This window comes from Vreelandella neptunia (genome assembly GCF_000712975.1).
Lineage (GTDB): Bacteria > Pseudomonadota > Gammaproteobacteria > Pseudomonadales > Halomonadaceae > Vreelandella > Vreelandella qaidamensis.
In genome coordinates, this window is sequence record NZ_JHQL01000003.1 from 207,369 (window position 1) to 233,449 (window position 26,081).

The window sequence follows — 26,081 nt, forward strand, 5'->3', positions numbered from 1 at the left end:
ACCGAATGAAACGTACCTATAAGCCACTGCTTGTAACAGTCCTAGGGTGCGCGCTTTTTTACGGCGGCACTGCGGCAGGCTCAACAGTTGATTGGACACCTCTGCTTGAGTCGTGGGAAGACGGCTGCGCACAGTCTGAAGAGTGGGGCCAACTACGCCGAAATTTGGTGACTTACCCAGAGGGTTCGCTCTACCCGGAGGTTAACGAAATCGTCTTGCCGGATGCTTATAAAGAGAGTCTTGGGGAAATAGAGCTCTTCGAGCGAAATTCAGATTATAGCGGCTACCGTTTAGCAGCCAAAAACGGTGAGTACTACGGTCTGCCAGTTGAAAGCTTTGTTTTTTATCTTGGTAACTCAAATGGCATTAGTGTGCTTTTGATTGAGTTTTCAGCGCCCATTGCTGACGTTCAGGAAAGGCTTTCAAACATTGAGTATACCTTGGTGAGTCATGACAGTGGTTCCTATCAGGCGCAGTTGATGACTGACGAAGAAGCGGATAAAGCCATGCTGATGTGCGATTTAAGCGTTTGAACTCGCGAAGGGGCAGTTACAACGACACTGAACTGACCAAAAGCGAGACATGCCCCGTACTTTTAGTGCGGGGGTAGGATAGCGCAGACGCCCTATAATCCTGGATATATAGACAGCCAGAGGTGCTTTGTGAAACGCCTTCAAGCCTTCAAATAAGAACTGATGCCCAATGGGGAGCAGGTGCGTAAGGCGCAGCAGGCCATGAGCCGCAAGACCACGTTCAGCAACAATTGGAAGAAGGCCAAGGCTCGCGTTCAGAAGGTTCAGGCACGCATCGCCAACGTCCGACGCAACGTCCGCGCCAAATCCGGCCTCTACCGAGCCATCCTCGACCAAGGCTGGCACGAGTTCCGTCGCCAGCTCGACTACAAGCTGGCTTGGCGCGGGACGCATCTGGTCGTTGTTCCACCGCTCAACACCAGCCGCACTTGCCCCGAGTGCGGCTTCGAAGCTAATGCCGATCAGGTCGCGGCCATCAATTTGTTAAGGGCATGGCGCACATCTATAGGGTGAAAGTCCCGAGCAGTGACGTTGGGAGTAGCTGTTAGCCAACACGGCAAGGGTGTCCACCGCAAGTGGAATCTGAAGGATGATCTTGAGCAGAACTCCTGCCAGGGCCATTTAAGTGGCTAGCCCCGTGCGCATTAACTTCGTAAATTCTGCGCCCGCTACACTGCCACTGAACAAATACCCTTGCCCTTCATTACAATGTTGATGGCGTAGAAACTCAAGCTGAGCGGGTGTTTCTACGCCTTCTGCAATCACTTTATAGCCGAAGCTTTCAGCCATAGCGATGACGGCGCTGGCAACCTTGCTGTTGCCATTACGCTCCCTAATGGTGTGGACGAAGGAGCCATCAATTTTGAGCACGTCAATAGGGTACATCAAAAGCTCACTTAGGCTGGATGAGCCCGTGCCAAAGTTATCTACGGCCAGTTGTACTCCCAGTACTTTGAGTTGGTTTAGAATGTCAGTGCTGGTAGTGGTATCTTGAATCAATACTCGCTCGGTGATATCTAGCTGCAGCCAGCCAGGTGCGAGATTAGTTTCATAGAGAATGGTGCGAACTCCGCTTACGAAGTCAGCATGGTAAAACTCGCGAGCTGAGATATTGACTGCCATCGAACTCATGGCTAGCCCTTCATCCTGCCAGTTGCGTGCTTGCAAGCAAGCTTCCCGTAATATCCAGCGACCAATGGGCAGTATCAGGTTGCTCTCTTCAGCGACCGTGATGAAACGCTCAGGTAGTGTTAACCCCCATTCTGGGTGCTGCCAACGTAGTAAGGCCTCAGCCCCAGTGATTGTTTCGGTCTGAAGGTTGATGAGGGGCTGGTAATATACTTCAAACTCTTGTCGTTCCAATGCCTGTTTCAGGCTGTTTTCTATGGATTTCCGTTCAAGTGCCCAGATGTTCATATCTTGCCTAAAAAACTGGAAGTTATTCCGTCCGGCGTGTTTGGCACGGTACATCGCGGTGTCCGCGTTCTTAATCAGCGCTTGTGCAGTGAGGGCGTCGTCGGGATAAACGCTAATGCCAATACTGCTCGTTATCTGCAGATTGTGTTGGCCAATTTGGTATGAGTCAGCCACTGATACGAGCAGTTTATGTGCCGTTAAGGCGGCATCTTGCGTACTGCGGCATTCAGTCAATAGCAGGACAAATTCATCTCCACCACTACGACTGACGGTGTCTGAGTGCCTGACACATGCAGATAGCCGTTGCGCCACTGATTGCAGAAGGCTGTCGCCAACAGTATGCCCAAGCGAGTCGTTGATATTTTTGAATTTGTCCAAATCAAGGAACAGTACTGCTAGTGAACTACCTCGCCGCTCAGCCAGGCTAATAGCATGTTCTATACGATCATTAAGCAGTACGCGGTTAGGAAGTTGGGTAAGCGCGTCATGATGAGCGAGATAGGACATATTAATGGCTAGGGCAAGGGCTGCAGTGACATCATGAAAAACGATGACCGCGCCGCTGATCTTGCCGTTGGGTTCTCTAATAGGTGCAGCGGAATCTTCAATTGCTACCGTACTACCGTTACGACGTACTAGCATAGTGCCAGGTACCATGCTGACCGGTACGCTGTGTTTGAGAACTAGACTGACCGGATTCTGACAAGCAGCAGAGCTGTTGTCATGTATCAATGGCATGATCTGCTCTATAGACCTTCCCTGGGCCTGCTCCAGTTTCCACCCTGTCATTTGTTCTGCAGCGAGGTTCATGTAGTCGACATTACCCTGCAGGTCTGAGCAGATGATCGCATCACTGATTGAGTTGAGTGTTAACTCGGCCCGTGAAACGCAGCTTTTTAATAAGTTATTTTTTACCTGCCAGTTGAGTCGTTCAACGACCATTGAGTTACCCTGTGGCTTCTTTAACGTCATGTCATACTCCCTGTAAACAATCAGTATTCGATAAGCCATACTATCGAGCCTGGAAATACCTAGTTCGCTACCTAAGCCCTTCCGTTGATGATTTCGCAAGGTGTAATAGTGTTTAGGCTTTAGGTTGCTGCGGACACTTTGGGTTACTTTAAATAAAGCCGATGGCAGCTTGACTGTGGCTAAAAAGCCACAAAATCCAGGCTAGACGCCTAATTCCTTATCGTCTGTGCGGTGGCGAACATTGCGTGGCTGCTCCTCAATGAACGGCAGGAGTCACTTCTAGTGACGGGTGTCAGAGGCTAGGTAATCTTATTATGACAGGCGCGCCCTCGGTGGTTGGTACCGTCGCCATAGGTGAGGCGATGGACGGAGGGGAGGGCGGAGCAGGAAAGCGAGTCACCCGTGTGATTAAGCGTTAACCAATAAGGAAGACAATGTGCTTATAGCAACGCTAGGCCCTGCAGGCAGCAATCATGAGCTGGTCGCAAATCGCTATCTCAACAGACATGCACCGCAAGGCAACATATCGCTTTATACCGCGTTTGAAGACGCCTTTAAGGCACTGCTCGAACACAAAGTAGATCGCGTTTTACAGTGTACTGCTCACCCTGAGCACGGACACTATGTGGGCCGCTATATGCATCGTGTATTTCCTGTGGATGCGTTCATTGCAGGCAGCAAGCCATTGGCTATCCTTGCACGGGCCGATGTGAAAACTCCCAAAACGTTAGCGCTACAGCCTGCTACGCGCTTTTACACAGATCTTTCGGGTTATTCAGAAATCATCGAAGAGCCGTCGATTGTAAACGTGTCGGAGGGGCTATTGAACGGTGAGTATGACGCGGGGATATGCGCCCAAGAGGTGCAGGCCCAACACCCCCAACAGTTGCGTACCGTTAAAGAGCTAGGACCTGCATTGGATACCTGGGTGATGTTTGGTCGAACTCCGCTGTCGAACGCCAATAGCAGGGTCTATTAAGTTAGGTCGCAATGGGCAACTAGTGCTACACCCAAAAGATGACCAGTAAACCCGCTATCACCAGCAAAGTACGCAGCCAAAAGGCTCGCCGGGCAATCACGCCATACGATATAGCCGATAGCCCAACCGCTACTTTCAACGTATAAAGACCAGCACTGAGCGGCGCGGTAGCTAGCCCAATAATGTCAGGGTTAGCCACCATAGCCAGCGGTATCACATAAAGCCCAATACCCAGCGCCATAGCCTTCAGTGCGACTTTTAGCCAATTTTCTTCCACCATGCCTGCGGCAATAAATACACCGCCACATACCGGCGGTGTGATGGTGGAAAGCAGCGCAAACCAAAAAACAAACAGATGTGCCAGCAAAGGCTCCAGACCCAAGGCGATTAGCGCAGGCCCCGCCACAGAAACACAAATCACGTAAGCAGCGGTAGTAGGTACTTCCATACCCAACACAAGGCAAGCCAGTGCTGTTAAGAGCAAAGCTGGCCATAGCATCTCGCCTGATAATGAAAGAATCCCCGACGTGATTTTAACGCCAAGCCCTGTGAGCGAAAGCACGCCAATCACCAATGAAGCACAAATAATAATGGCCCCAATCATGGCTATTTGCTTGCCAGCGGTAACCACGGCCTCGCCTAAACGAACCCAAAACTGGCGAAATGAGAACGTTAGAGTCACATCAAATAACAGCAGTAACACGCCTGCCAGTACCGCAATGCTTGCTGCATATTGCGGGGTATATCCGCCAACGAAAATGCGCTCAAGCAAAATAGCAAAAGGCACCGCAAAGAAAAGCGAAGTGACGACCACTTCTTTTCTAGTGGGCTGTTCACTTGCCGCGATAGGGCGAAGATCGTGACGTGTGGCATAGGCGTTAATGCCCATCCATACGGTAAAAAAGTATAGCAAGGCAGGTAGTGTCGCCGCCGCCATAATCTGCGTATAAGGTGTGCCCGTCAGCTCCACCATTACAAAAGCACCCGCCCCCATCAGCGGCGGCATAATTTGCCCACCCGACGAAGCCACTGCTTCTACTGCCCCAGCCAACGATTTGGGATACCCCAGTCGACGCATAGTAGGAATGGTAATCGCCCCTGTAGAGGCCACATTCGCCGATGCAGACCCCGAAATAGACCCCATCAGTGCCGAAGAGATCACCGATACCTTCGCGGCACCCCCGGTAAGCCTGCCCGCAAATGCGCTGGCCATATTCATAAAGCCGCGCCCAGCCTCGCCCGCATTAAGTACCGCGCCGAAAATAACAAAGACCGCCACCACGCCAACGCTAACCCCGGTCAGTTTGCCCCACAATCCGCCTTCGGCGATGGTAAGCGTCCCCACAAAGCTCTGCATTGGAAGGCCAGGGTGGCCGAACTGCCCAGGAATATGGTCACCAAACACTGCATAAGCCAAGGCGAGCAGCGCCACGCAGGGAAGCGGCCAGCCAATCGCCCGACGCGCCATTTCCAGCGCCAGAAAGATCAAGAAAACGCCAATGATCATCTGGGTGTCGCCATAGACGAAGCCATACTGGTTCGCCAGCGATGTGCTATTGAACGCGATATACCCACACGCAGCCACGCCTAGGAGAGTCAGTACCCAGCCGCTAATGCGCTGCAGAGGCGTACTTGCTGCGAAGATAAGGATCCACGGCAGAATGAGCGCCATATGAATAGGGCGGCTCACCAATGCCGGTGTGAGGCCATAAAAAATCAAACCGATATGAAAAATAACCGTCATAGCACCCAGCGCCACCCACGCAGGATGGAGCGGAGAGTTAGTCGTCAGCATAACCAGTGCCTTAATGACACGGCCGGCCCTTAAGGCCGGCCAGAAGTAAGGAAGGAAAACCTTCAGCGGAGGCGGTCAGGAAACTCGATGCCAGCCTCATCGTAGTAACGAATGGCGCCAGGGTGTAGGGAACCCGCCATATTCGCGATCATCTCGTGAGAAATCCCTCCCCACCACGCTGTTTCTTCGGCCATCGTCTCACGGCGCTCCCAAAACGTACGCGTTAGCGTATAGGCGGTTTCTTCATCCATATCGGTGGTGGTGTAAGCAATAACGGGTAAAGACGTCGTTTGCACATCCTCATCAATACCCGGGTAGCTTCCTGCAGGAATAGTCTGGCGAGCGGAGCCTGTCTGCTCAATCTGCTCATCAGTCAAGCTCACCAAGCTAATGGGCATGCTTGCGGCTGTTTCGATAACGTTAGGTGTTGGGAAAGAGCTTGCCGTGACAAACGCATCAATTTGGCCGTTTTTCAGCGCATCAGGGCCGCTACCAATCTCAGCATTGGCAATGCGCAAGCTATCCATTAAACCAAACAGCTCCAGATAGCGTTCCGCCTCACGAGCGCCAAAGGTGCCACGGCCAATTAACACATGCTTATCTTCTAATGCGTCTAGTCCCACCACGCCCTCATCGCTATTCACCACAAAATGCATGGTAATGGCAGGGATTGGGAATAGACCACGAATCTCCTCAAAACGAGGGTTAGGCCGTTCAGCAAAGGGGCCTTCGCTAGCGGCCGCCTGGGTCACTAGTGCCGGCGGCGTGGTAAACACATAGTTACCATGGCGTGCCATCACCTCCATCACGTTCTGCACTGAGCCTTGGCTCTCTTCCAGAGTGATAACGATATTGCCATCGGTGCCCGCTTTAATGGCCTCAGAAAGCTCAACGCCCATCTGATAATAAGCGGTTCCCGCCGAAGCGGATTTATAGGTCACACGCGTCTCCGCGTGGGCCGAAAGTGACGCGGCTCCCATGAAGGTAGCAACGGCAGAAAAAAGTAGGCGACGAGTCAGTCCAGACTGGCGAGGAAGCATGGTCTCTCCTTAGAGTGTATCCAGTGTTGCGTTTATTATAGGAATTCAAGTGAGGAAAAAATTTCGAACAATGGTGTTTTTGGCTAAGCCCAATCTCAATATCTGACATCTGAAAAGCCAGTGCAAGTTTTGACGGGTGGTGCCAGTGCTAAGGAACGACTCATGCGTGTATTACATAGATGATTATTGAGACCTTAATGCTGCTGCATTATCTCGCAAGCAGGTAATGCGCTATTAGCAGTGCCAAGAGTTGGGGCACTACTAAAGCGTACTCGAAACATACGCATGTTTAGTTTGTATAAGGCTGACAATGCCCAGGTATTGAGTCGCCGGGCAGTGAAGTAGCAGCCTGCAAGGCGCCGCTAAAGAGTGCGCCACAATCAGCTCTATTTTAGTGGTTGAGAGCTAAGAACCTTCGGCTGAATCCTGAAACTCAACCGCTAGACAGCAAGTTAGCCTAATTTTCGCCATGCCCATCACACGGCTGCTTTGAAGGCATCAGCGGCGCTGCCAATAGCTCTGTTGAAGCCTTACGGAAGCCCATTGCCAGGCGTATTACGCGGATTTTTGTGACGGTATTTCTTAAAAAAGATGTCTTTCTACATTTACTCTTAAACAGAATTAGGTACTATAAGCATCTTCTGAACAATAAAAATTGTAACTAAGAATGCATTAACCATAGGTGCTTACACATTTTTATGTAGGCCTTATTGATTTCGGTCAGCAAAAAAAGCAGTCAATAAGTTGAGGTAATCAAAGCTCCTCATCCCTGCTTTTTTTAATCTGGATGGGGAGTTTTAGCACTAGTAGTGTTCGACAGCTTTTGTTTATACTTCCAATAAAAAATAGCTACGTTTCTATGATGCTTGCATTCGATCATCATACGTTAAACCCCCGAAAATACACCACAATAAAATAGGTAGAGAATTAAATGCCAAACTATTTTTATGCATACCATGGTCCTAAAAATGGCAGTGAATTTTGCTACCACACTGGTTATGGTGTATCAAAAGAGAGCAAGCAGAGCCAAACAAGGCGTGGTGATTTTGTTTTTATAATCCAAAAAAGACCCAGCGTAGATTGCTTCCAATTATGTGGTGTTTTTAAGATAGTGAGTCACTATTATGATGAAGAAAGTGCTCGACCATATAGAATGAAGTTGGAAGACGTTTCAAAACTAACAACGTATATTGATCTTGATGAAGATAAAATAAGTAGGCAGCTGCCTCAGATTAAAGGCGATAAGCGGTGGTCTAATTTTAAAAGACATTTTTGTAGACAAGGCGTTTCATTTCAAAGCAGTCTAAATAAGGCTGTAGTGGATTTGCTGAATACCCTTGTTTTTCCTCGATCATCTACTATTGAAGATAATGAAGAAAAATTTAATCTTGAAGTGGAAAGATCTTTGAATTCATCTGAAAAAGCTAGAGCATTCAGGCTTAAAAAAGCTAATAAAAAGCCTGAGAAATGTGTTGTAGCAATCACTACGTATAAACGCAATCCGGACGTAGTGGCAACTGTATTGCTACGAGCAGGGGGTAAATGTGAAGCCTGTGGCAATGATGCCCCTTTTAAAAAGCGAAAAGATAATACACCCTACCTGGAAGTTCATCACATAGTACGCCTAGCGGATAATGGCGACGACACGGTTGAAAATGCAATAGCACTTTGTCCCAACTGCCATCGCAAACAACATTTCGGATAAAAACGGATATTTGGTAAAAACCATCATGCAGCAGCAAAAGTGGTGGAAGTAACAGCCAGCATGGTACTACTTGGTCAATGTCGATGTTTTAGATTTAACGTCCGTATACGGCAATACCACTACGACCATTATGTTTAATGAAGTACATGCTTTGGTCAGCGGCATTAACGAGCTCAGACGCACTGGCAAACCCTCCATCTTCTAGACAGGCAATACCGATAGAGACAGTCACATGAATTGGACGGTCTTCACACCATGCCATTGGTTGTTTTTGAAGCCGATAGGCAACACGTTGGGCAAATTTTCTGGCTCCGTTTGCGTTTTCTCCAGGTAATATAGCCATAAACTCTTCACCGCCGTAACGGCCTGCAAGGTCGCCATCGCGAACACTTGCATTGAGAAGCTTAGCAAAACTCACCAGCACCCTATCTCCGGCAGCGTGACCAAACTGATCATTGATGGTTTTAAAGTGATCAATATCTATAAATATGATTGAAAGCGCACCATCATCTTCCCGGCATTTCTGAAATCGCTTATCTAACTGCTCCTCTAACCATCCCCGATTGGCGATTCCTGTAAGTGAGTCGGTGCGGCTCCGTGACTCTAGATCGTTTTGTCGCTCAAGGAGTTGGGCCAGTTCTTTTTGCTGTTGATCTAAGCGTGCTCTCAAATCTAGGGTTTGCTCAAACAAAAGTTGCTGAGCCTCTGCCAGTAGCGCTTCATTATCGCGCTGGGTAGGGGCTGTAATATCGAGAATATTGGCTAGGCTGGGAAGCTGTGTCTCAATATTGTTCAGAAGCTCTCCCAGTTCTATATGCTCTACTAACTGGTGGCCTTCCAATTTTCTCATCAGGGTTACCAGCGCTTGTGCTGGCGCTGGTGAGAGCCAAGCATCAGCAATATGCCCAGATAGCCGGATGCATAATTGCTCCGCTGATGTCGCGGAGAAGTCTAGGTGACTTGTCTGAATAGCTTCTGCAATGGTAGTGGGGACTCCCCATTTGGCCGCAAGCCAAGCACCCACAACGGCATGATCACAACCGAATAGCACTTGCTCGTTATGACTCAGCTCAGGATGAAAGACCATCGGCGTTTCATAGACACTCTCCATTTCATCTGGATAAAGAGACTCTAGGGCTAACACCCCAATATCTTGCAAAAGGGCAGCTGTGAAAACGAACCCTTTTTTTGATCGGCACAAGCGATCCGCAAGATAACGTGAGGCGATGGCAGCAATGAGCGAGCGACTCCAAACTCTTTGTAGATATGCATTTGCCCCTTTCTGACGAAATAGGCTGAAGCTAAGGGTGGCTGCTAAGGTAGTGTCTAGCCCAATACAAGCCACCGCTTCTTGGCAGCTACTGATGGGCGGAGCGCTGCGTGCATAGTAGGCACTATTTGCTAACGCCAACAGGCGTGTAGTGAGAACCGGATCGTTCTCAATAGCATCCGCGTAGGCTTTGACATTAGCATGTGGAGATCTTGCAGTGGCGAGAACATTCATAGCGACAGAAGGGAGTGTAGGCAGTGATGCACAGCCTTCGAGATTTTGTCGGATAAAGTCCGGTAGTGGAGAGCTAAGCGATAGTTGAGCACTGTAGTCGGTTGGTTGAATAGCCAGCATAGCAACTCCCTTTTGGTCGTGCGGCTAGTGAGGTAAGTACTTTATAGTTTTTATAATCAAACAGTTGTTTTATAGCATAGGCTATAAGTGCAAAAGAGGGTAGGCAGAGGCAGCACTCTTTTGATGTTTTTGAGTTTGATGCACGCATTATTTAGTAGCGGCGTGAATAGCCGCGTCGATTCATGGGGGAGCAACCGTATCTCCCGTGGTCAGTGTTTGTTCCTATCTGATACAACCGGATAGAATCCCGCATAAGATCGGTCACTATCAGTGATGGCAATGCCACCTGTATTGCCTGCCGTAAGGATAGCGCTCCCGAGCTTCCTGACATGGCAGGGCCTATGATGCAACCTTTCGAAACCCTGACCCTAACCAAGCCCCTACAAACGCTAACGTAAAATATTTGCTGGTTTTAGAGCTTTTTTGTACAACTAGTGGTAGCTTTTGTCTAAGTTTTGGTTTTTAACGATTTGGCTATTGAATTTTATTAGCCCTAAGTTCAGCGGTTGCAACGTAGATGCGACGAGTTTAATGAAGTGCGGTAGCTGGTGAAATTGGTGAGCGTGGTAAGAACGCCAGTTGCTAGCGTCCAAGTTTTATGCTGAGCCAGGGCTTCTGTAAAAGAACTGTCATAAAAAACCATCGTCGTTTAAAGATAAAAGGCATTCTTAACTATGACTTCTCCAAGCTCCCTCTCCGAATTACCAGCATCGACATTACCTGACCTTTTTCCACGCACCGTGATGCTTGCAGGTAGCGATCCCGACGCAACGCGTAGAGAAATCGAGGCCTGCTTTACCGCGACCTTCGACCGCTACGAGTCGCTGTTTACCACCCTGGTCAGCGAAGAATCCTATATTCGCAAGTCAATCCCCTTACGGCATCCACTGATTTTTTACCTCGGGCATACCGCTACCTTCTTCGTCAACAAGCTGGTGCTAGCCAAACTGCTGCCTACGCGGATAGACCCGAATATGGAGTCTATTTTCGCTGTGGGCGTTGATGAAATGAGCTGGGATGACCTCAACGAGGATCACTACGAATGGCCGTCGGTGGATGAGGTCATGGCCTATCGTGGCAAGGTGCGCGCTGCGGTATTGCAGCTGATTCGTGAGTTGCCGCTTTCGCTTCCAATCGGTTGGGACAGCCCCTTCTGGCCGATTGTAATGGGCATCGAGCACGAGCGGATTCACTTGGAAACATCGTCGGTATTGATCCGCCAGCAGCTGCTCCATTTGGTAACCCCTCAGAAAGAGTGGGAGCCGGTGCGTATCAGTGGTGAGCCGCCGGAAAACAGCCTGATTACCGTGCCGGGGGGTGAAGTCACCCTGGGCAAGGATTTCGATGATGCCTTTTACGGCTGGGATAACGAGTACGGCCATCACAAGGCTGAAGTGGACGAATTCAAGGCCAGCCAGTTCCTGGTCAGCAACAGTGAATTTCTCGAATTTGTCGAGGCTGGTGGCTATTTGAGCGATGAATTCTGGTCAGAAGAGGGGCTGGGCTGGCGCAACTTTGCCAAGGCAACGCACCCGACCTTCTGGGTGTGGAAAAACGAGTGGCATCTGCGCCTGATGACCGAAGAAGTGGAAATGCCTTGGGATTGGCCGGTAGAAGTTAACTTTCACGAAGCCAAGGCGTTCTGTCACTGGAAGAGTGCACAGCTCGGCCAGCCGGTGCGCATGCCGACTGAAGATGAGTGGCACCGTCTGGCCGAGGAGGCCGGTGTGTCCGAGCTGGAAAACGATACCCCTGCCAATGCCAACCTGCACCTGGATCACGGTGCTTCTTCCTGCCCGGTGACCCGCTTCCAGCACGGCCAGTGGTTTGACGTGGTGGGTAACGTCTGGCAATGGGTTGAGACGCCGACCTATCCGTTCCCGGGCTTTGATGTTCATCCGCTGTACGATGATTTCACTACGCCGACCTTTGATAACCAGCATAACCTGATCAAAGGTGGTTCGTGGATTTCCTGTGGCAACGAAACGCGCCTCAGCGCCCGATATGCGTTCCGCCGTCACTTCTTCCAGCACGCCGGTTTCCGCTACGTGGTGTCGGATGCCGAAGTCAAGATGCCCAGCGCCTACTATGAAAGCGATGCCCGCATGGCCGAGTACGCTGAGTTCCATTATGGCGATGAGTGGTTCGGGGTTGCCAACTTCCCACAGGCGCTAGCCAACAAGGCGTTGGCCAGCATGGCTGGTCGCCAGAAAGCTCGCTCCCTGGATCTGGGCTGTGCCAGCGGGCGTTCCAGCTTTGAGTTGGCCCGTGAGTTTGAACACGTGGATGGGGTGGATTTCTCGGCTAACTTTATCCGCCAGGGGGTGGAAATGGCCGAGCAGAAAGTGCTGCGCTATACCCGTGTTGAGGAAGGCGAGCTGGTCAGCTATCAGGAACGCACCCTGGCGAGCCTGGGGCTGGAAGATTCAGCGGAGCGCGTCAGCTTCCATCAGGGCGATGCCTGCAACCTCAAGCCGCAGTTCAACCACTATGATCTGGTGCTGGCCGCCAACCTGATTGATCGCCTGTACAAGCCGTCACAGTTTTTGCAGAGCATCCATGAGCGCATCAATGCCGGGGGCATTCTGATGATTGCCTCGCCCTATACCTGGCTTGAAGAGTACACGCCCAAGGAGGAGTGGATTGGCGGCTTCAAGCGCGACGGGGAGAATGTCACTACCCTGGAAGGCCTGAAGGAACTGCTTGAACCTCACTTCCGGATGATCAGCGAGCCTGAAAAGGTGCCCTTTGTGATCAGAGAGACCATGCATAAATATCAGCATAGCCTCTCGGAAGTGACTTTATGGGAGCGTCGCTCCTAGCCTTTGACTGGCTTTTAGCCTACTAAGGATTCAATCGCCCGGTTAATCGACGCCTGTTCGGTTAATCGGGCATATAACACTTCATCAGCCGCTTCAGCGTTGATCAACCCTAGCAAGACCCCCAGCACGGCCCCTCTGTGAACGTTGTCACCGCCCACTTCAGCATTGATCTGCAAGGCTTTCATCGGGTTATCGTGGTGTTTGCATGCCAGATAGAGCACGGCTGGCCAGGCATCGGTGATATAGCAGGCCGTTGATAGCACCCCACCAATCACTTCTCGCTCGGTATGCTGGCTTTTTACCAGAGTAGTCAGTTCACGCTTTGCCAGGCTGCGGGTGGCGTTAAGCAGCGCTTCCTCTATGTGGTCGTCCGTATCTCTGAACAGCAGGTTATCGATCAGCGCCACATAGGCATCACACACGTCCGCCAAGAAGGTGTCCGGGTGGGTCAGGGCGAGATGCTGACGGCAAAGTTTGCGGGTATCCGCTAATGAGGTGCCTTTCAAGCGTTCACCAATGACCAGCGGTGCTATGGTCACCAGCCCGCCAATCGACGGGGTGTCGTGGGTCACGGCGCCACACTGCTTGGGCGACAAACCTTTTTCCAGGTTGGCAAAAAAACCGCGATGGTAGGATTCCGCGTAGGTATCCGGGTGGGCGGGCGTTTCGGCGGTCATCAGCTGGATGTAAGCTTCAAGAAAGGCGTCGCTGTCATAATGCTGATCAGTTTCTGCCATGCTGTGCATCAGGGTTAACGCACAGTGGGCATTCAGGGTGTTGTCACCGGGTTGCATGCCCTGATGATAGTGAACATTCGGGCGATTCCAGTAGCCTTGTTTGCCCTTGAGTATGACGTCGCCGACGATCTCGGGCTGCGGGCTGCCGGAGCGCTTGCGGCCGCCGCTGCTGGTGGAGTGCATCGACATGATCGACGATGGGTGAAACTCAGGCGGCGCTTCAAAGGTGGTGATGCCGTCTGGAAAGGCACGGTCAATATCGTGAACGTTGTAGAACCAGTGGACGGGCATGGCTAATGCATCGCCAATAAACAGGTTCTTGAGTGCAGCGCGTGCTCTTGATAACGCGGTATTTGTCATTAACGTGGCATTTGTCATAAGGGGCCTTTACGTTGGTGAGGACTGGCGGGAGTCTTTGCACTGATAACCTACTATATCGGCTCCTACCCTCGATGACTGTATATGGACATGGCTGTCTAACGGCTGAACTGAAGTTGTTGTTATCGAAAAGCGCGTAATACTCCATCCAAGCGATTGCGTTGGGTGGAGATGGATAGCGCGGCGTCCGCTAGGGCGCCCTATACCTTGCAACCTTACATAAATCTACCTAATCTGTAAGGTATGAAAACCGAACGCGCCTACCAATACCGCTTCTATCCCACGCCCGAGCAGGCAACTTTGCTGGCGCGAACGTTTGGGTGCGTGCGGTATGTCTGGAACGCGGTGCTGCGCTATCGCACCGATGCGTTCTATCAGCGTCAGGAAAAAATCGGCTACAACGATGCCAGCGCGTTTCTCACGCAGCTAAAAAAGCAGCCGGATACCGTTTTTCTGGCCGAGGTCAGTTCGGTGCCACTGCAGCAATGCTTGCGCCACCAACAAACCGCTTTCAAGAATTTCTTTGCCAAGCGGGCGCGGTATCCCAACTTTAAATCCAAAAAGCACCGCCAGTCGGCGACGTTTGCCAGTTCAGCGTTTTCATACCGTGACGGTCAAATCACGCTCGCCAAGTGTCGCGAGCCGTTGAACATACGCTGGAGCCGCGAGCTACCGTCAGCGCCTAGCACCGTGACCGTGTCCAAGGACGCAGCAGGTCGGTATTTCATCAGCTGTCTATGCAAAGTAGACACTGAGACGCTTCCGATCACGCCCAAGATGGTCGGTATCGACCTGGGACTAAAAGACCTGTTCGTGACCAGTGAGGGTCAGCGGGTCAACAATCCGCGTCATACGGCACGCTATGAGAGGAAACTGGCACGGGCACAGCGGCAATTAAGCCGTAAGCAAAAAGGCTCCAACAACCGCGCCAAGGCACGGTTAAAGGTCGCTCGCTGTCACGCCAAGATCGCTGACACGCGACGTGACCACCTGCATAAACTCACCCGCAAGATCGTTAACGAGAACCAAGTGATTGCAGCGGAGAGTTTGCAAGTTAAGAACATGGTCAAAAATCGCCACCTATCAAAAGCCATCAGTGATGTTGGCTGGGGGGAGTTGGTGCGCCAGCTGGACTACAAAGCGGCGTGGGCAGGACGCCAGTTCGTCCAGATCGACCGTTTTTACCCCAGCAGCAAACGCTGCCATGGCTGTGGATTTGTCATGGAATCGCTACCGCTCACTGTTCGCACCTGGGATTGTCCAGGCTGTGGCATCGAAGGTATTGACCGTGACCTCAACGCCGCCCGCAACATTCTGCAAGCAGGCACCGCGCTATTAGCCGGTGCCGAGCGTTGAAGTAACTACCGAGGGGCACTCGGGAATCGACGCCTGTGGAGTTTGTGTAAGACCGGCAGTGCCAAGGCATTGAAGGCAACGAACACCGAAGCAGGAACCAGGAAGGCAACAACCTGGGAATCCGCCACTACAATCTCTGATTTAGTGGTTGGAGGGTGTCAACAGGTATGCTCTTGGCTTGTTGTTATTTTGATTCCTTTAAGGACACCCTCATGCGTTTTCTAAAACCTGTTGCCATTACATCACTGGTTATGATGTTTTCAATTCCCATTTCACTATTGGCGCAGGATGCGCATATTGGCAGCGTGCGAACAGAGTTCAGGTTGATTGGCCCGAACAGTACCATTGAAGTAGAGCGTTTCGATGACCCGAAAGTACAAGGTATTTCCTGTTATCTCTCTTACTCTCAGGTAGGCGGGATTTCCGGCGCAGTGGGTTTGGCTGAAGAAGCCAGTGAAGCGAGTGTTGCCTGTCGGCAAACGGGGGAGGTGATTTTTGACCCTGATGAAGTCGATGAGCAAGAAGTGGTTTTTAATCAGCGCCGCTCGGCTCTTTTCAAAAATATGCGTGTGGTACGTATGCACGATATTGAAACTGAAACCTTTGTGTACTTGACCTACAGCACCAAGCTTGTTGACGGATCGCCAAAGAATGCGATTTCAGCAGTTCACTATGGCGGGTTTTAGGCAGCCCTAGCGGGCATTCCCTAAAGCCTGGGCCCAGTAGGTGGTGAACTGTGAGTCAGCATTCTGAGCACTTGCCATGCCGATTTCTGTGAACGTGGCGTTCATAATGTTGCTGCAATGGCCGGGGCTTTCTAGCCAGCCTTCTACCACGGCGGCAGCCGATAATTGACCAGCTGCAATGTTTTCACCCACCGCTTGCCATGGGTAGCCCTGATTGTTAATGCGCTGCTCTATACCCGAACCGTCAGGAGACGTATGGCTAACGTAGTCATTCTCTGCCATATCTTCGGCGTGTAGTTGAGAAGCCCTTGCAAGCTTACAGTTCCAGCTCAGCGGTTCTGTTGCTGCAAACTGTTGATCGCCGCACTGTCGGGCTTGGCTGCGTGCTTCGTTAACTAACGCCAGCATTTCCTGTTGCTGAGTAGAAAGTCCACACTCTTTATCGGGTGCGTTAGGGGTAGGGCCATCACCAGCCCATGCGCTGGTGATGCCCACTAGCATCAGTGTCATCGCACTAGAAAGCGCCCAATAGGCTGGGCGCTTTGAGGTTATTTTAGCCGCCGAATTTTTCATTTTCACCCAGGTTAGGGGTAGCGTCCTTTTTGAGATTGGCTTTGGTTATTTCATAGAGCTGGAAGGCTTTGCTCTCTTTTGCCTTCCAGTGCTCGCCCATCTGCACGTTAACTTCTAGTAGCGCTACGTCAGGGTCATCTTTTCCCTCTGGGAACCACGCTGCAATAAAGGGGTTCCAGTAACGTTCAATCAGCTCGCGATTATCGATTAGGTTAGCTTTACCCGAAAGCGATACATAAACGCCATCTTCCTGATCGGAAAAGCTAAGGCATACATCGTGATCGCTTTCGGTTTCAAACACCTTTTCGGCACTACGACGTGTGAAAAACCATAGCGTTCCGTCGTAGTCATCTTGAACCAAATGCATGGGGCGTGCTCGTGGTACATCGTTATCTAACGTTACCAACATACCTACCTTAATGTCCTTAATCATCTTCCAGATTTTCTGCTTATGCTCCGGGCTGGACATAGCGTCACACTCCTTATGTATTGAGGACTATTTACGTGTTGAAGGCTAATAATCGCCAACCAACATACTGATTCATCATCGTTGGTAAGAATCTATACGAAAGCTGTTTAAGTGGAGCAGCTTTTTGTACAAATCCTGCTAACAGCCTAGTCACCATTGTCGATGTCAGCAAATTTCTCATGATGTTTCTTCGCTGCTTAAATGGTCACTTAGAAAAACTTCAACCGCCATCAGTGGGTGGCAAAGCGGCAGCACAAGCTGAGAGAGGTGAGGGTGTCAAACAGATGAAAGCCTAGCCTTATTGCGTGTTAGCACTGCTTTTTTTAATAAACGCGGCACGCGCTATCGTTAAGAATTATTAAGGCGGGTTAGTGTGAGCAGTGGGTTCTTAACAATGAAAACTAATCAAGGATTTGATAATGAAATATCCACTAACCCTGTTAGCTGCCGCCGTTGCTGCCACTATCACCAGTACGAGTTATGCGGCGCCGCTGCTCAGTGACCAAGCATTGCTAGTTGATAGCCCAGAACACTTAAGTGCCAATGCCTGGGTGGAAATCTCGCAATCGGCTTTTGAAGGGAACGTTCGTGGTGTTCAGGAACTGCTTGGCGAAGAAGCGGATCTCTGCGCCATTATGAAGGCCGATGCTTATGGTCATGGCATTGCGAATTTAATGCCTTCTGTGATCGCGTTAGGTATTCCTTGTATTGGTGTGGCGAGTAACGAAGAAGCGCGGGTTGTTCGGGCGTCTGGTTTCGATGGGCGTTTAATGCGCGTACGCAGTGCAACACCAGAAGAAGTTCGCGGTGCATTTGATTACAGTATGGAAGAGCTATTCGGGGATATAACCGCCGCTCGGCAAGCATCCAGCGATGCAGCCGAGGCAGGGGTAACACTGCGCTATCATTTGGGCCTGAATGCCGGCGGTATGGGGCGTAACGGCATGGCGCTTGATAGTGAAGCAGGACGCCAGGAAGCGTTAGAGCTTCAAGACTTGGCATCGTTGGAGCTGGTGGGCATCATGACCCACTTCGCGTTTGAAGATGAAGATTTTGTTCGCCAAGGGCTAGAGGCGTTTCACGAGCAAAGTGATTGGTTAATCGAGACGGCTAACCTGGATCGAGATGCGCTAACGCTGCATGCCGCCAATTCATTTGCCACCATGGAAGTGCCTGAAGCACGCCTTGATATGGTGCGCCCAGGTGGCTTGCTGTATGGCGATCTACCTCATTATGAGCAGTTTAAACCGGTGATGTCGTTTCGCACGCGGGTAGCGTCGGTCAACGATTACGCGCAAGGCAGCGGAGTTGGTTACGATAACGTCAGGGTGTTGGAGCGCGATAGCCTGCTGGCGAATTTGCCCGTCGGTTATTCTGACGGCTATCGGCGTGCTTTCAGTGACGCCGCATTTGTACTGGTCAACGGTGAGCGAGTGCCGGTCATGGGAAGAGTGTCGATGAACACGACCATGGTAGACGTGACGGATGTGGAGGGAGTGGCACCGGGTGATGAAGTCGTGCTTTACGGACTCCAGGGTGACGAGCGAATTACCATTGGTGAACTTGAAGACCTCAATAGTGCGTTACTCGCCGACCTTTACACGGTGTGGGGAAACTCAAATCCGAAGGTGTTGCGTCCAAGCGATAGCGAATAAAGTGAAAGTGACATGAATAGCGATAGCGAGTGATTTTTCTAGCAAAGACTGTGACCAATTAGCATGGTTTATCAAGCCACCCCGCTTATTCGAGCGGGGTGGCTTTTTGGCACTGTTTGACTAAGCCAAGCCGCTCAGCGCTATCAATAATTGTGATACCCCGATAACGCTTGTTTATTGTTGTTACCATGCTTATTTAAATCGCTGATAACTGTGAGCAATAGCAGAACAAACGCTGATAATGAGGAATTATTTTGCGCCTGCACTATTCTGGTCCACTGCCTGAGCGCGTCGGTTTTTTATTGCTACCGCGCTTTTCAATGATGGCGTTTTTTTCTGCGGTGGAACCGTTACGAATTGCTAATCGTATTAGTGGTCAAACCTTGTTTGAGTGGACGCTATTTAGCCGTGATGGTGAGCCTGTTACCGCAAGCAATGGCATGACGCTATTAGTCGATCAGCCGATGGGGGGTGGCTTTGATTTGCCCTCGTTGGCGGTGTGTAGCGGTTTTGAGCCTGAGGACCATTTAGACCGGGCGCTCATTTCATGGCTGCACCGGCTTGATCAATCCGGTTGTGCCCTAGGTGGGTTGGACACCGGAGGCTTTATCTTAGCTGCTGCTCAACTATTGAAGGGAGAGAGGATCACCTTGCACTGGGAGAGCTTGCCGGTCTTCCGTGAGCGTTTTCCTACGATTGAAACGTCCGACGAATTATTTGAGATCGGGGAGCGGCGTTTTTCCTGTGCGGGCGGTGCCGCCGCCATGGATATGGCCTTAGCAGTAATCGCTAGACGGCATGGTTCCAAGCTGGCGGTCGATGTTTCTGAACAACTTATTCATGAGCGTTTACGCAGCCGCAGCGACCAACAGCGGATGTCGTTAGCGCAGCGGTTAGGTACCCATAACCGGCGTTTAGTGGAAGCCGTTGCATTAATGGAGAGACATTTAGAAGAGCCCCTTGCAATGGCCGAGATTGCCCGCCGAAGCGGTGTGTCATCTCGTCAGTTGCAGCGACTTTTTGAACAGTACCTAAACGTGTCGCCGCGTCAGTGGTATCAGCAACTTCGCCTTCATCGTGCTCATCGCTTGTTAAATGAAACTGATATGAGTGTTCTTGCCATAGGGGTAGCCTGCGGTTTTAGTTCTAGTTCAAGCTTTGCCAGGGCGTTCCGCGGTCACTTCGGCTGCTCACCGATAGAAGCACGCCAACAGGCCGGTAACTGAGCGTTGAACGATATGGTTGTCGTTTTATGCGTAGGTAATGTCGCTTTGTGTCGTTTCTATTATTGTCTAGTCGTCAAACTTGGTGAGGTATATCGCCAAAAGAGGACACTATAATGAAGAACGCACTCGGTGGTTTGAAGGGCATGTCGGCACTTAGCACCGCAGGATTGGCAGTGTTGGCGTTGGCAGGTCCAGCCGCAGCGGACCTTGATGAAGTAAGGTTTGGCGTCCCCCCCTGGCCAGGTGTCACTGTAAAATCCGAAGTGGCAGCTCAGTTGATGGAGGCGATGGGCTATCAAACAAGTCAGCGCGGTTTGGCGGTAAGCGTGATTCTTGAGGGACTAGCGCGCAACGATGTGGACGTCTATTTGGGCGGCTGGTATCCGGTACAAACCGATATGGTAGAGCCACTGGTTGCTGACGATAAAATTGAAAAATTGGTCTCCAATATCCAGGGGGCGAATTCAGGTCTGGTGGTTCCTCAGTATGTTTACGATGCTGGCGTGACATCGGTGGCCGACCTGGATGCCTACCGTGACCGTTTTGACGGTGAAATTCAGGGCATCGAGGCGGGCACCGGAATTAACACGGCCATTCTGGCGGCTATTGATAATGATATTGTAGGCTTAGGAGATTGGCGTCTGCGTGAAAGCTCCACTGCCGCTATGTTGGCGCAGGCTGAGCAAAAGATGGCGAATGAAGAGTGGGTGACGTTTGTTGGTTGGGAGCCCCACTGGATGAACGTCAGCTTCGACATGGCTTACCTGGATGATGCCGATGAGGCGGGCATCGCTCAAATTGAGAGCACGGTTTGGACCATCGTGCCGGCCATTTTGGCTGAGGAAGATCCCCAGTTGCACCGTTTTCTTTCGCAATATGTAGTGGATATTGAGGATCAAAACGCGTGGGTGCATCACTACAGCTATGAGGATCTTCCGGCTGACGAGGTAGCCTCTGAGTGGATTAGTGCTAATTTAGACACCGTAGAGACATGGCTGGATGGCGTAATGGCTAGAGATGGGCAGCCCGCGATACAGGCGGTGCGTTCGACTTACCAGTAGCTACTATTTTGTGTTAGCCGTTTGTTAAGCGCTTGGCAAAAATCTTGCCAAGCGCTTTGCATTTCAGGCAGGTCAGCGTGGGCATGTAATGCCGCATGAACCATGTTTTTTGCACAGCGATAGCCTACCTGCATACCGCTGTCCCGCCAGGATGCAATGGCTTTTTCAAGCGGTGCGGTTAAAGGGTCGTGCTCAACTGAAAGAACCTCAATCTGCATCTCCGGTGGAAATGTATCGACGTGGTTGCCAATCCACGGGCAGTAGGGGATGAGTGACAAAACATCGTGCCGGCTAAGTAACGGAGCATCGGCTCCCAGTGTTTGCTGATTTAATTTGCCGACCGGCGGATAGATGAGTCCTACCAGTAAAGAACGATGCAATAAAGAGCGATGCAGTAAGGGCGCTAAATCTATAGCTATGCGTCCGCCAGCGCTGTCGCCTACCACTGCGATGGGCTTTGTAGCCTTAGCAACTTTGAGGCACTCTTCTAGCATGTTGCGGTAGCTCGCTTCAGGCGCTAAGCAATAGCTGATACTGATAACGTGGCGCTTTAGCTGCTCTGCAAGGCTTGCTGCAACGCCATGATGGCTGTCGATAGACCCCAGGGTAAATCCTCCCCCGTGAATGTATAGCACTTGGCCAGACTGAGCGGATGCAGGGATAAAGTGTCGGAGGGCTACGCTTTTCCAGGTTTCGTCAGTGATTGTCATGCCTGACGGATTAGGCGGCGCAAACGTTTGGCATAATTGATCGTAACGTTGGCGTGCCACTGCAGGAGAGCCATTTTCGATATCTTTTAAGCCCGCATCGAAGCGGGCGATAAAAGCGTTTATGTCCATTAGCAGCTCCACCAGTAAGTCGTTAGTGCGTTGGTTTGAGGCTGTCTCTCACTGACAATCAGGCGCTGCCGTTAAGCACGCCTGATGTCATCGGGATTGTTAAATCAGCGTCTTTTGCGTCGTGCATCGAGTGTTTCGCGAAATAGCGAAAGTAGTACACCTGCGGTCATCACGAGCACAACAACACTTAGCGGTAAGGCAGCAGCAATAAGTGCCGTTTGCAGTGCGTTCAGGCCACCGGCAACCAACAACACTGCTGCCACTAAGCCAATTACCACGCCCCAGAAAACGCGGAAGCGCCTGGGTGGCTCACTGTCGCCTAGTGACAAAATGGTGGTTAGTACCAAGGTGCCGGAGTCTGAAGAGGTGACAAACCAACTCATCAGCAGGAAGACCATCATGGCGGAGAGTAGCCATCCAAAGGTGCCTCCGCCAACAATGTTATCGGCTGTAGCAAACAGTGCTGAGGGCAGGTTCCAAGCGTTAACCAGCTCGATAATACCGGCGCTACCAGGGCCGCTCGTTGCATATAGCTCCTGATACATGGCGTTGCCGCCAAAGATGATCAGCCAAACAAAAATGATCAGGGTCGGTACTAACAGAACGCCCAATACAAACTCACGCAAAGTGCGGCCCTTGGAAATGCGGGCGATGAACAGCCCGACAAAGGGCGCCCAGGCTAGCCACCAGCCCCAGTAGAAGATTGTCCAACCCTGTTGCCATGCGGTTGCTCCTTCCTCATCTGCGTACCAAAGTCCCATGGGAATGACGTTGATAGCGTAGTCTAGCAAGGTCTCGCCAAACGCCATGATGAGCCACAGCGTGGGCCCGCCAATGAGAAAAACTCCCACTACGACTAACGATACCCAAATATTCATTTCAGAAATAAGTCGAATACCGCCGCGCACACCAGTCACCGCAGAAAGTATTGAGATAATTGAAATGCCTGTAATGAGCATCAGCTGAGTATTTAACCCAGGATCGATACCCATAAGTCGCTCTAAGCCGACAGCCATCTGGCTAACCCCAAGCCCCAGCGACGTAGCTACGCCAAAGACGCAGCCCAGCACACCAAGGATATCGAATAGGTGGCCGATAGGGCCAAAGATGCGTTCACCTATAAAGGGGTAAAGCGCCGAGCGCAGTGCGAGAGGCAACCCTTTACGATAAGCGAAATACGCCAGTGACATACCGACAATGACATAGATGGCCCAGCCGTGAAGACCCCAGTGAAAAACGGTAACGCGTAATGCATCAATAGCGCGTTCATAGCCGATGGCGGTGGCTCCCGCCATGTCCGCATGGGGGTTGTTGGGGTAGCCAAACGCACCGGTATCGTCAAGATAGAAGATTGGCTCAGCGACGCCAAAAAAAAGGATACCAATACCAATCCCCGCAGAGAACAGCATTGCAAACCACGCAAAGTTGCTGAACTCGGGGCGGTTGTCATCAGGGCCAAGCCGTATGCTGCCATAGCGACTGAAAACAATAAAAGCGCATACCACCAGTAATAGCATGACAGTAACTAGATAGTAGCCGCTGAAAGTGCTTTCAATCCAGGCACGTGTTGCTCCAAACACGCTGCCCGCTGTATCTGAACCGAGTCCTGTGAAAAGCACGAAGAGCAGCACTAGGCCGCTAGCGGTTAGCGTCATTCCCTTGTGCATGCCTTGGAAGAAACCGCCTTGTGCTAGCTCAGTTACCATGTAGTCAGTGCTGAGTTCGACCTTAGGTGAACTGTTGTGTGAAGGCGGAGAGGGACAATGGGGGGGAGTTGGCGTAGCGATATTCTTGTCCTCATGGGCCGGACGTCGGGCCGGCGGTCCCGGTGAACCGCCCGGGTTGCGGGCGGTTCATGTTTTTTTCACTGAAGCTTCAACGACGTATAGCGATAGTGCGGTTAGCCAATTCCGGCCAGACCGAAGGCTCAGCTTGAGGTAGAGCCGCAATGGCGTCTTCAATGGGGGCAGGGAAGGGAGCGGGTCGCCCGGTATTGCTATCAATGCCCATCAGCATCTGCTCGCTGGTGGCCAGCAGGTTGCCTGCTTCGTCATGCAGTTTGAAGAAGACATGTAGACGTTTGGTGTCGCGATCCAGCAGGGTTAGCGCCACGCTGAGTGGCTGCCCCTCGTGGGCCTCGCGACGGTAACAAAGATGCGTCTCAAGGGTATAAATCGTGTAGCCGAAGTGCGCGCGGCCTGGAGTATCCAGGCCAATATGCTCCATCAGCGCCTCTACCGCTAGCGAGAATACCCGAGCGTATTCAGCATCGTTCATATGGCCGTTGTAATCGACCCATGCTGAGGCGACGCGGCTTTCTAAAATCACCATCAGATACGTCCTTCCAAGCCTTCGGCTTCGGGCCAATATTTTTGTACCAGGCCGAGTAGCTCCACCAGGAAGTCATCACGGCGGCTGTCAAGCTCGGCCACTGAGCGACCTGCGGCCTGGTGGTTGCAGCCATCTACCACACGATCAATAAGGTCGTTGGTAAGCTCGGGGGCTTCAAGCTTCGTCCAGGGCAGTTTCAGCGCCGGGCCAAACTGCTCCAACATATGACGCATACCTTGTTCTCCCCCCGCGAGATGGAAGGTCAAAAATGTTCCCATCAGCGACCAGCGCAGGCCGCAGCCGTAGACCACCGCGGCGTCTATTTCCTCAGTAGTGGCAACGCCGTCGTTAACCAAGTGCAGCGCTTCGCGCCAAAGCGCTTCCATCAGGCGGTCAGCAATATGCCCCTCAATTTCCCGGCGCACAACCATTGGCCGCATGGCAAGTGCTTGATAGTGGGCCTGGGCACGCGCTAGCTGGTCAGGCACGGTTGCTTCACCGCCAACAAGCTCCACTAATGGCAATAGATAGACGGGATTGAAGGGGTGAGCCACGATAACTCGCCCAGGAGCGTTATGGCAGTCTTGCTGCAAGTCGCTGGGTTTAAAGCCGGATGTGGAAGAACCGATAATAACGTGCTTTTCCGTAGCCGCATCCAGCGCCGCAAGCATTTCGCGCTTAAGCTCAAGCCGCTCAGGTACGTTTTCCTGAATTAAGTCAGCACCAATAACCGCCTCCTCTACGCTATCGACGAACCGTAAGCGTGTTGGGCTGGCGCTTTCTGCTAAGCCAAGACGTTGTAAAGAGGGCCAGGCATTTTCAATAAAGGCATGGGTGCGTGCTGGGGCCTTGGGGTCTGGGTCAAAGGCCACGACATCCCAACCTTGTGCCAAGGCGCGAGCAATCCAGCCATTGCCAATAACGCCGGTTCCTATCACGCTAAGTTGATGGTTCATACGCCACCTCCCGCACTGACAGTCCCGGTTTTGGGATCGCGTAAGGACAAATGGGCGCGAGTCTCTGCGGGGGTCATGATTCGGCCGCCAAGGTTTTCAATCAGCGTGGCGGCATGGTCTACCAGTTGTCCGTTAGTGGCCAGGACACCTTTTTTTAGAAAGAGGTTGTCTTCGAGGCCGACGCGGGCATGGCCGCCTAGTAGTATCGCTTGAGCTGCCATAGGCATCTGATGGCGACCGATGCCGAAGGCTGCCCAATGGGCATCTTCTGGGAGCTTGTTGCGCATCGCCAGCATACTTTCTGTATCGGCTTCAGCGCCCCAGGGAATGCCTAAACAAAGCTGATAAAGAGGGTCACCATCAATCAGGCCTTCTTGTTGTAACTGCCTGGCGAACCAGACATGGCCTAAGTCAAAACACTCTAGCTCTGGTTTAACGCCAGCAGCTTGTACCAAGCGAGCATGCTCGCGTAGCCAGTCGGCAGGATTAACGTAGACCATATCGCCAAAGTTGAGGCTACCGCAGTCTAGGGTGCAGAGTTCGGGCAATAGTTCGCCTACAGGTTCATGGCGTTGGGCAGGCGTCTGGATATCTGTGCCGGGGCCGCCGCGGGTAGGATCTTGGAGGTCGGGAATCCAATCACCGCCACCGCCAGCGGTAATATTCATGACGATATCCACATTCGCTTCGCGTACGCGTTCCATTACTTCGCGAAAGTGATCAAGAGAGTGGCTGATACCGCCGGTGTTAGGGTCCCGTACATGAATATGCGCAACGCTGGCACCCGCTTTCGCGGCGGTAATACAGTCGTTCGCGATCTGTTGGGGCGTGATAGGCACATGGGGATTTTTGCCAGTGGTATCGCCTGCGCCGGTGACAGCACAGGTTAAAATAACGTTGCGGTTCATTGGCCGCTCCTTGACAGTAG

The 26,081-nt window shown here is 51.6% G+C and carries 22 protein-coding genes; 10 read left to right on the forward strand and 12 right to left on the reverse strand.

The genetic code is table 11. The features are described from left to right. Positions 1–5 precede the first annotated feature (5 nt). Both CR46_RS0108990 and CR46_RS0108995 read left to right on the forward strand, forming a co-directional pair. A complete protein-coding gene (locus tag CR46_RS0108990; RefSeq protein WP_030072055.1) occupies positions 6–533 on the forward strand; it encodes a hypothetical protein in 528 nt (175 codons plus the stop codon). Between the two features lie 201 nt (positions 534–734). Then, positions 735–1,046, forward strand: a complete 312-nt coding sequence (locus CR46_RS0108995; protein WP_198023717.1) for a zinc ribbon domain-containing protein — start codon at positions 735–737, stop codon at positions 1,044–1,046. A gap of 108 nt (positions 1,047–1,154) precedes the next feature. Here the strand turns inward: CR46_RS0108995 and CR46_RS0109000 are convergent, their stop codons facing one another. Next, positions 1,155–2,921 (reverse strand): sensor domain-containing protein, encoded by a 1,767-nt coding sequence (locus CR46_RS0109000; protein ID WP_051690153.1) that lies wholly within the window; start codon positions 2,919–2,921, stop codon positions 1,155–1,157. 436 nt (positions 2,922–3,357) lie between these two features. Here CR46_RS0109000 and CR46_RS0109005 point away from each other — a divergent pair, with 436 nt between their 5' ends. Then, complete coding sequence (locus CR46_RS0109005) at positions 3,358–3,900, forward strand: type 2 periplasmic-binding domain-containing protein (RefSeq protein ID WP_030072062.1); 543 nt, start codon at positions 3,358–3,360, stop codon at positions 3,898–3,900. 25 nt (positions 3,901–3,925) lie between these two features. Here the strand turns inward: CR46_RS0109005 and CR46_RS0109010 are convergent, their stop codons facing one another. Then, positions 3,926–5,695 carry a TRAP transporter permease gene (locus CR46_RS0109010; RefSeq protein ID WP_030072064.1) on the reverse strand — a complete coding sequence of 590 codons (1,770 nt, stop codon included), beginning with the start codon at positions 5,693–5,695 and terminating at the stop codon, positions 3,926–3,928. Between the two features lie 62 nt (positions 5,696–5,757). Then, on the reverse strand, positions 5,758–6,735 hold the full coding sequence (locus CR46_RS0109015) for a TAXI family TRAP transporter solute-binding subunit (protein WP_030072067.1): 978 nt from the start codon (positions 6,733–6,735) through the stop codon (positions 5,758–5,760). A 931-nt stretch (positions 6,736–7,666) separates the two neighbouring features. On the opposite strand from CR46_RS0109015, the gene CR46_RS0109020 reads away from it, so the two are divergent. Beyond that, positions 7,667–8,440 carry an HNH endonuclease gene (locus tag CR46_RS0109020; RefSeq protein ID WP_030072069.1) on the forward strand — a complete coding sequence of 258 codons (774 nt, stop codon included), beginning with the start codon at positions 7,667–7,669 and terminating at the stop codon, positions 8,438–8,440. Positions 8,441–8,534: 94 nt separating this feature from the next. Here CR46_RS0109020 and CR46_RS0109025 read toward each other — a convergent pair whose 3' ends face one another. Continuing rightward, entirely contained in the window at positions 8,535–10,064 is a 1,530-nt protein-coding gene (locus CR46_RS0109025) for a sensor domain-containing diguanylate cyclase (protein WP_030072071.1), read from the reverse strand. Between the two features lie 674 nt (positions 10,065–10,738). Here CR46_RS0109025 and ovoA point away from each other — a divergent pair. Next, positions 10,739–12,886: a 5-histidylcysteine sulfoxide synthase gene (ovoA, locus tag CR46_RS0109030; RefSeq protein WP_030072073.1), complete on the forward strand. Its 2,148-nt coding sequence runs from the start codon at positions 10,739–10,741 to the stop codon at positions 12,884–12,886. A 14-nt stretch (positions 12,887–12,900) separates the two neighbouring features. On the opposite strand, the gene CR46_RS0109035 is transcribed toward ovoA, so the two are convergent. Further along, a complete protein-coding gene (locus tag CR46_RS0109035; RefSeq protein WP_232222364.1) occupies positions 12,901–14,001 on the reverse strand; it encodes an ADP-ribosylglycohydrolase family protein in 1,101 nt (366 codons plus the stop codon). 243 nt (positions 14,002–14,244) lie between these two features. Here CR46_RS0109035 and CR46_RS0109040 point away from each other — a divergent pair, with 243 nt between their 5' ends. Together CR46_RS0109040 and CR46_RS0109045 are read left to right on the forward strand one after the other, a co-directional pair. Continuing rightward, positions 14,245–15,357, forward strand: a complete 1,113-nt coding sequence (locus CR46_RS0109040; protein WP_030072077.1) for an RNA-guided endonuclease InsQ/TnpB family protein — start codon at positions 14,245–14,247, stop codon at positions 15,355–15,357. A gap of 212 nt (positions 15,358–15,569) precedes the next feature. Then, complete coding sequence (locus CR46_RS0109045) at positions 15,570–16,043, forward strand: CreA family protein (protein WP_030072079.1); 474 nt, start codon at positions 15,570–15,572, stop codon at positions 16,041–16,043. 6 nt (positions 16,044–16,049) lie between these two features. On the opposite strand, the gene CR46_RS0109050 is transcribed toward CR46_RS0109045, so the two are convergent. Then, a complete protein-coding gene (locus CR46_RS0109050; protein WP_232222365.1) occupies positions 16,050–16,553 on the reverse strand; it encodes a CAP domain-containing protein in 504 nt (167 codons plus the stop codon). Positions 16,554–16,596: 43 nt separating this feature from the next. Continuing rightward, positions 16,597–17,085, reverse strand: a complete 489-nt coding sequence (locus tag CR46_RS0109055; RefSeq protein WP_030072083.1) for a pyridoxamine 5'-phosphate oxidase family protein — start codon at positions 17,083–17,085, stop codon at positions 16,597–16,599. Between the two features lie 419 nt (positions 17,086–17,504). On the opposite strand from CR46_RS0109055, the gene alr reads away from it, so the two are divergent. From alr to CR46_RS0109070, 3 genes are all read left to right on the forward strand, one after another. Beyond that, the gene (gene alr / locus CR46_RS0109060) at positions 17,505–18,740 is read left to right on the forward strand and encodes an alanine racemase (RefSeq protein ID WP_030072085.1); all 1,236 of its coding nucleotides are present in this window, start codon (positions 17,505–17,507) and stop codon (positions 18,738–18,740) included. Between the two features lie 254 nt (positions 18,741–18,994). Continuing rightward, on the forward strand, positions 18,995–19,966 hold the full coding sequence (locus tag CR46_RS0109065; RefSeq protein WP_030072087.1) for a GlxA family transcriptional regulator: 972 nt from the start codon (positions 18,995–18,997) through the stop codon (positions 19,964–19,966). Positions 19,967–20,079: 113 nt separating this feature from the next. Continuing rightward, positions 20,080–21,027 (forward strand): ABC transporter substrate-binding protein, encoded by a 948-nt coding sequence (locus CR46_RS0109070; RefSeq protein WP_030072089.1) that lies wholly within the window; start codon positions 20,080–20,082, stop codon positions 21,025–21,027. Here the strand turns inward: CR46_RS0109070 and CR46_RS0109075 are convergent. From CR46_RS0109075 to CR46_RS0109095, 5 genes are all read right to left on the reverse strand, one after another. Further along, complete coding sequence (locus CR46_RS0109075; protein ID WP_030072091.1) at positions 21,018–21,866, reverse strand: alpha/beta hydrolase fold domain-containing protein; 849 nt, start codon at positions 21,864–21,866, stop codon at positions 21,018–21,020. The genes CR46_RS0109070 and CR46_RS0109075 overlap by 10 nt on opposite strands. 104 nt (positions 21,867–21,970) lie before the next feature. Continuing rightward, on the reverse strand, positions 21,971–23,572 hold the full coding sequence (locus CR46_RS0109080; RefSeq protein WP_030072093.1) for a BCCT family transporter: 1,602 nt from the start codon (positions 23,570–23,572) through the stop codon (positions 21,971–21,973). Between the two features lie 169 nt (positions 23,573–23,741). After that, complete coding sequence (locus CR46_RS0109085) at positions 23,742–24,197, reverse strand: thioesterase family protein (RefSeq protein WP_030072095.1); 456 nt, start codon at positions 24,195–24,197, stop codon at positions 23,742–23,744. Beyond that, positions 24,197–25,153 carry an L-carnitine dehydrogenase gene (locus CR46_RS0109090; protein ID WP_030072097.1) on the reverse strand — a complete coding sequence of 319 codons (957 nt, stop codon included), beginning with the start codon at positions 25,151–25,153 and terminating at the stop codon, positions 24,197–24,199. The genes CR46_RS0109085 and CR46_RS0109090 overlap by 1 nt, the downstream gene beginning before the upstream one ends. Then, positions 25,150–26,061, reverse strand: a complete 912-nt coding sequence (locus CR46_RS0109095) for a beta-keto acid cleavage family enzyme (RefSeq protein ID WP_030072100.1) — start codon at positions 26,059–26,061, stop codon at positions 25,150–25,152. The genes CR46_RS0109090 and CR46_RS0109095 overlap by 4 nt, the downstream gene beginning before the upstream one ends. Between the last annotated feature and the right edge of the window lie 20 nt (positions 26,062–26,081).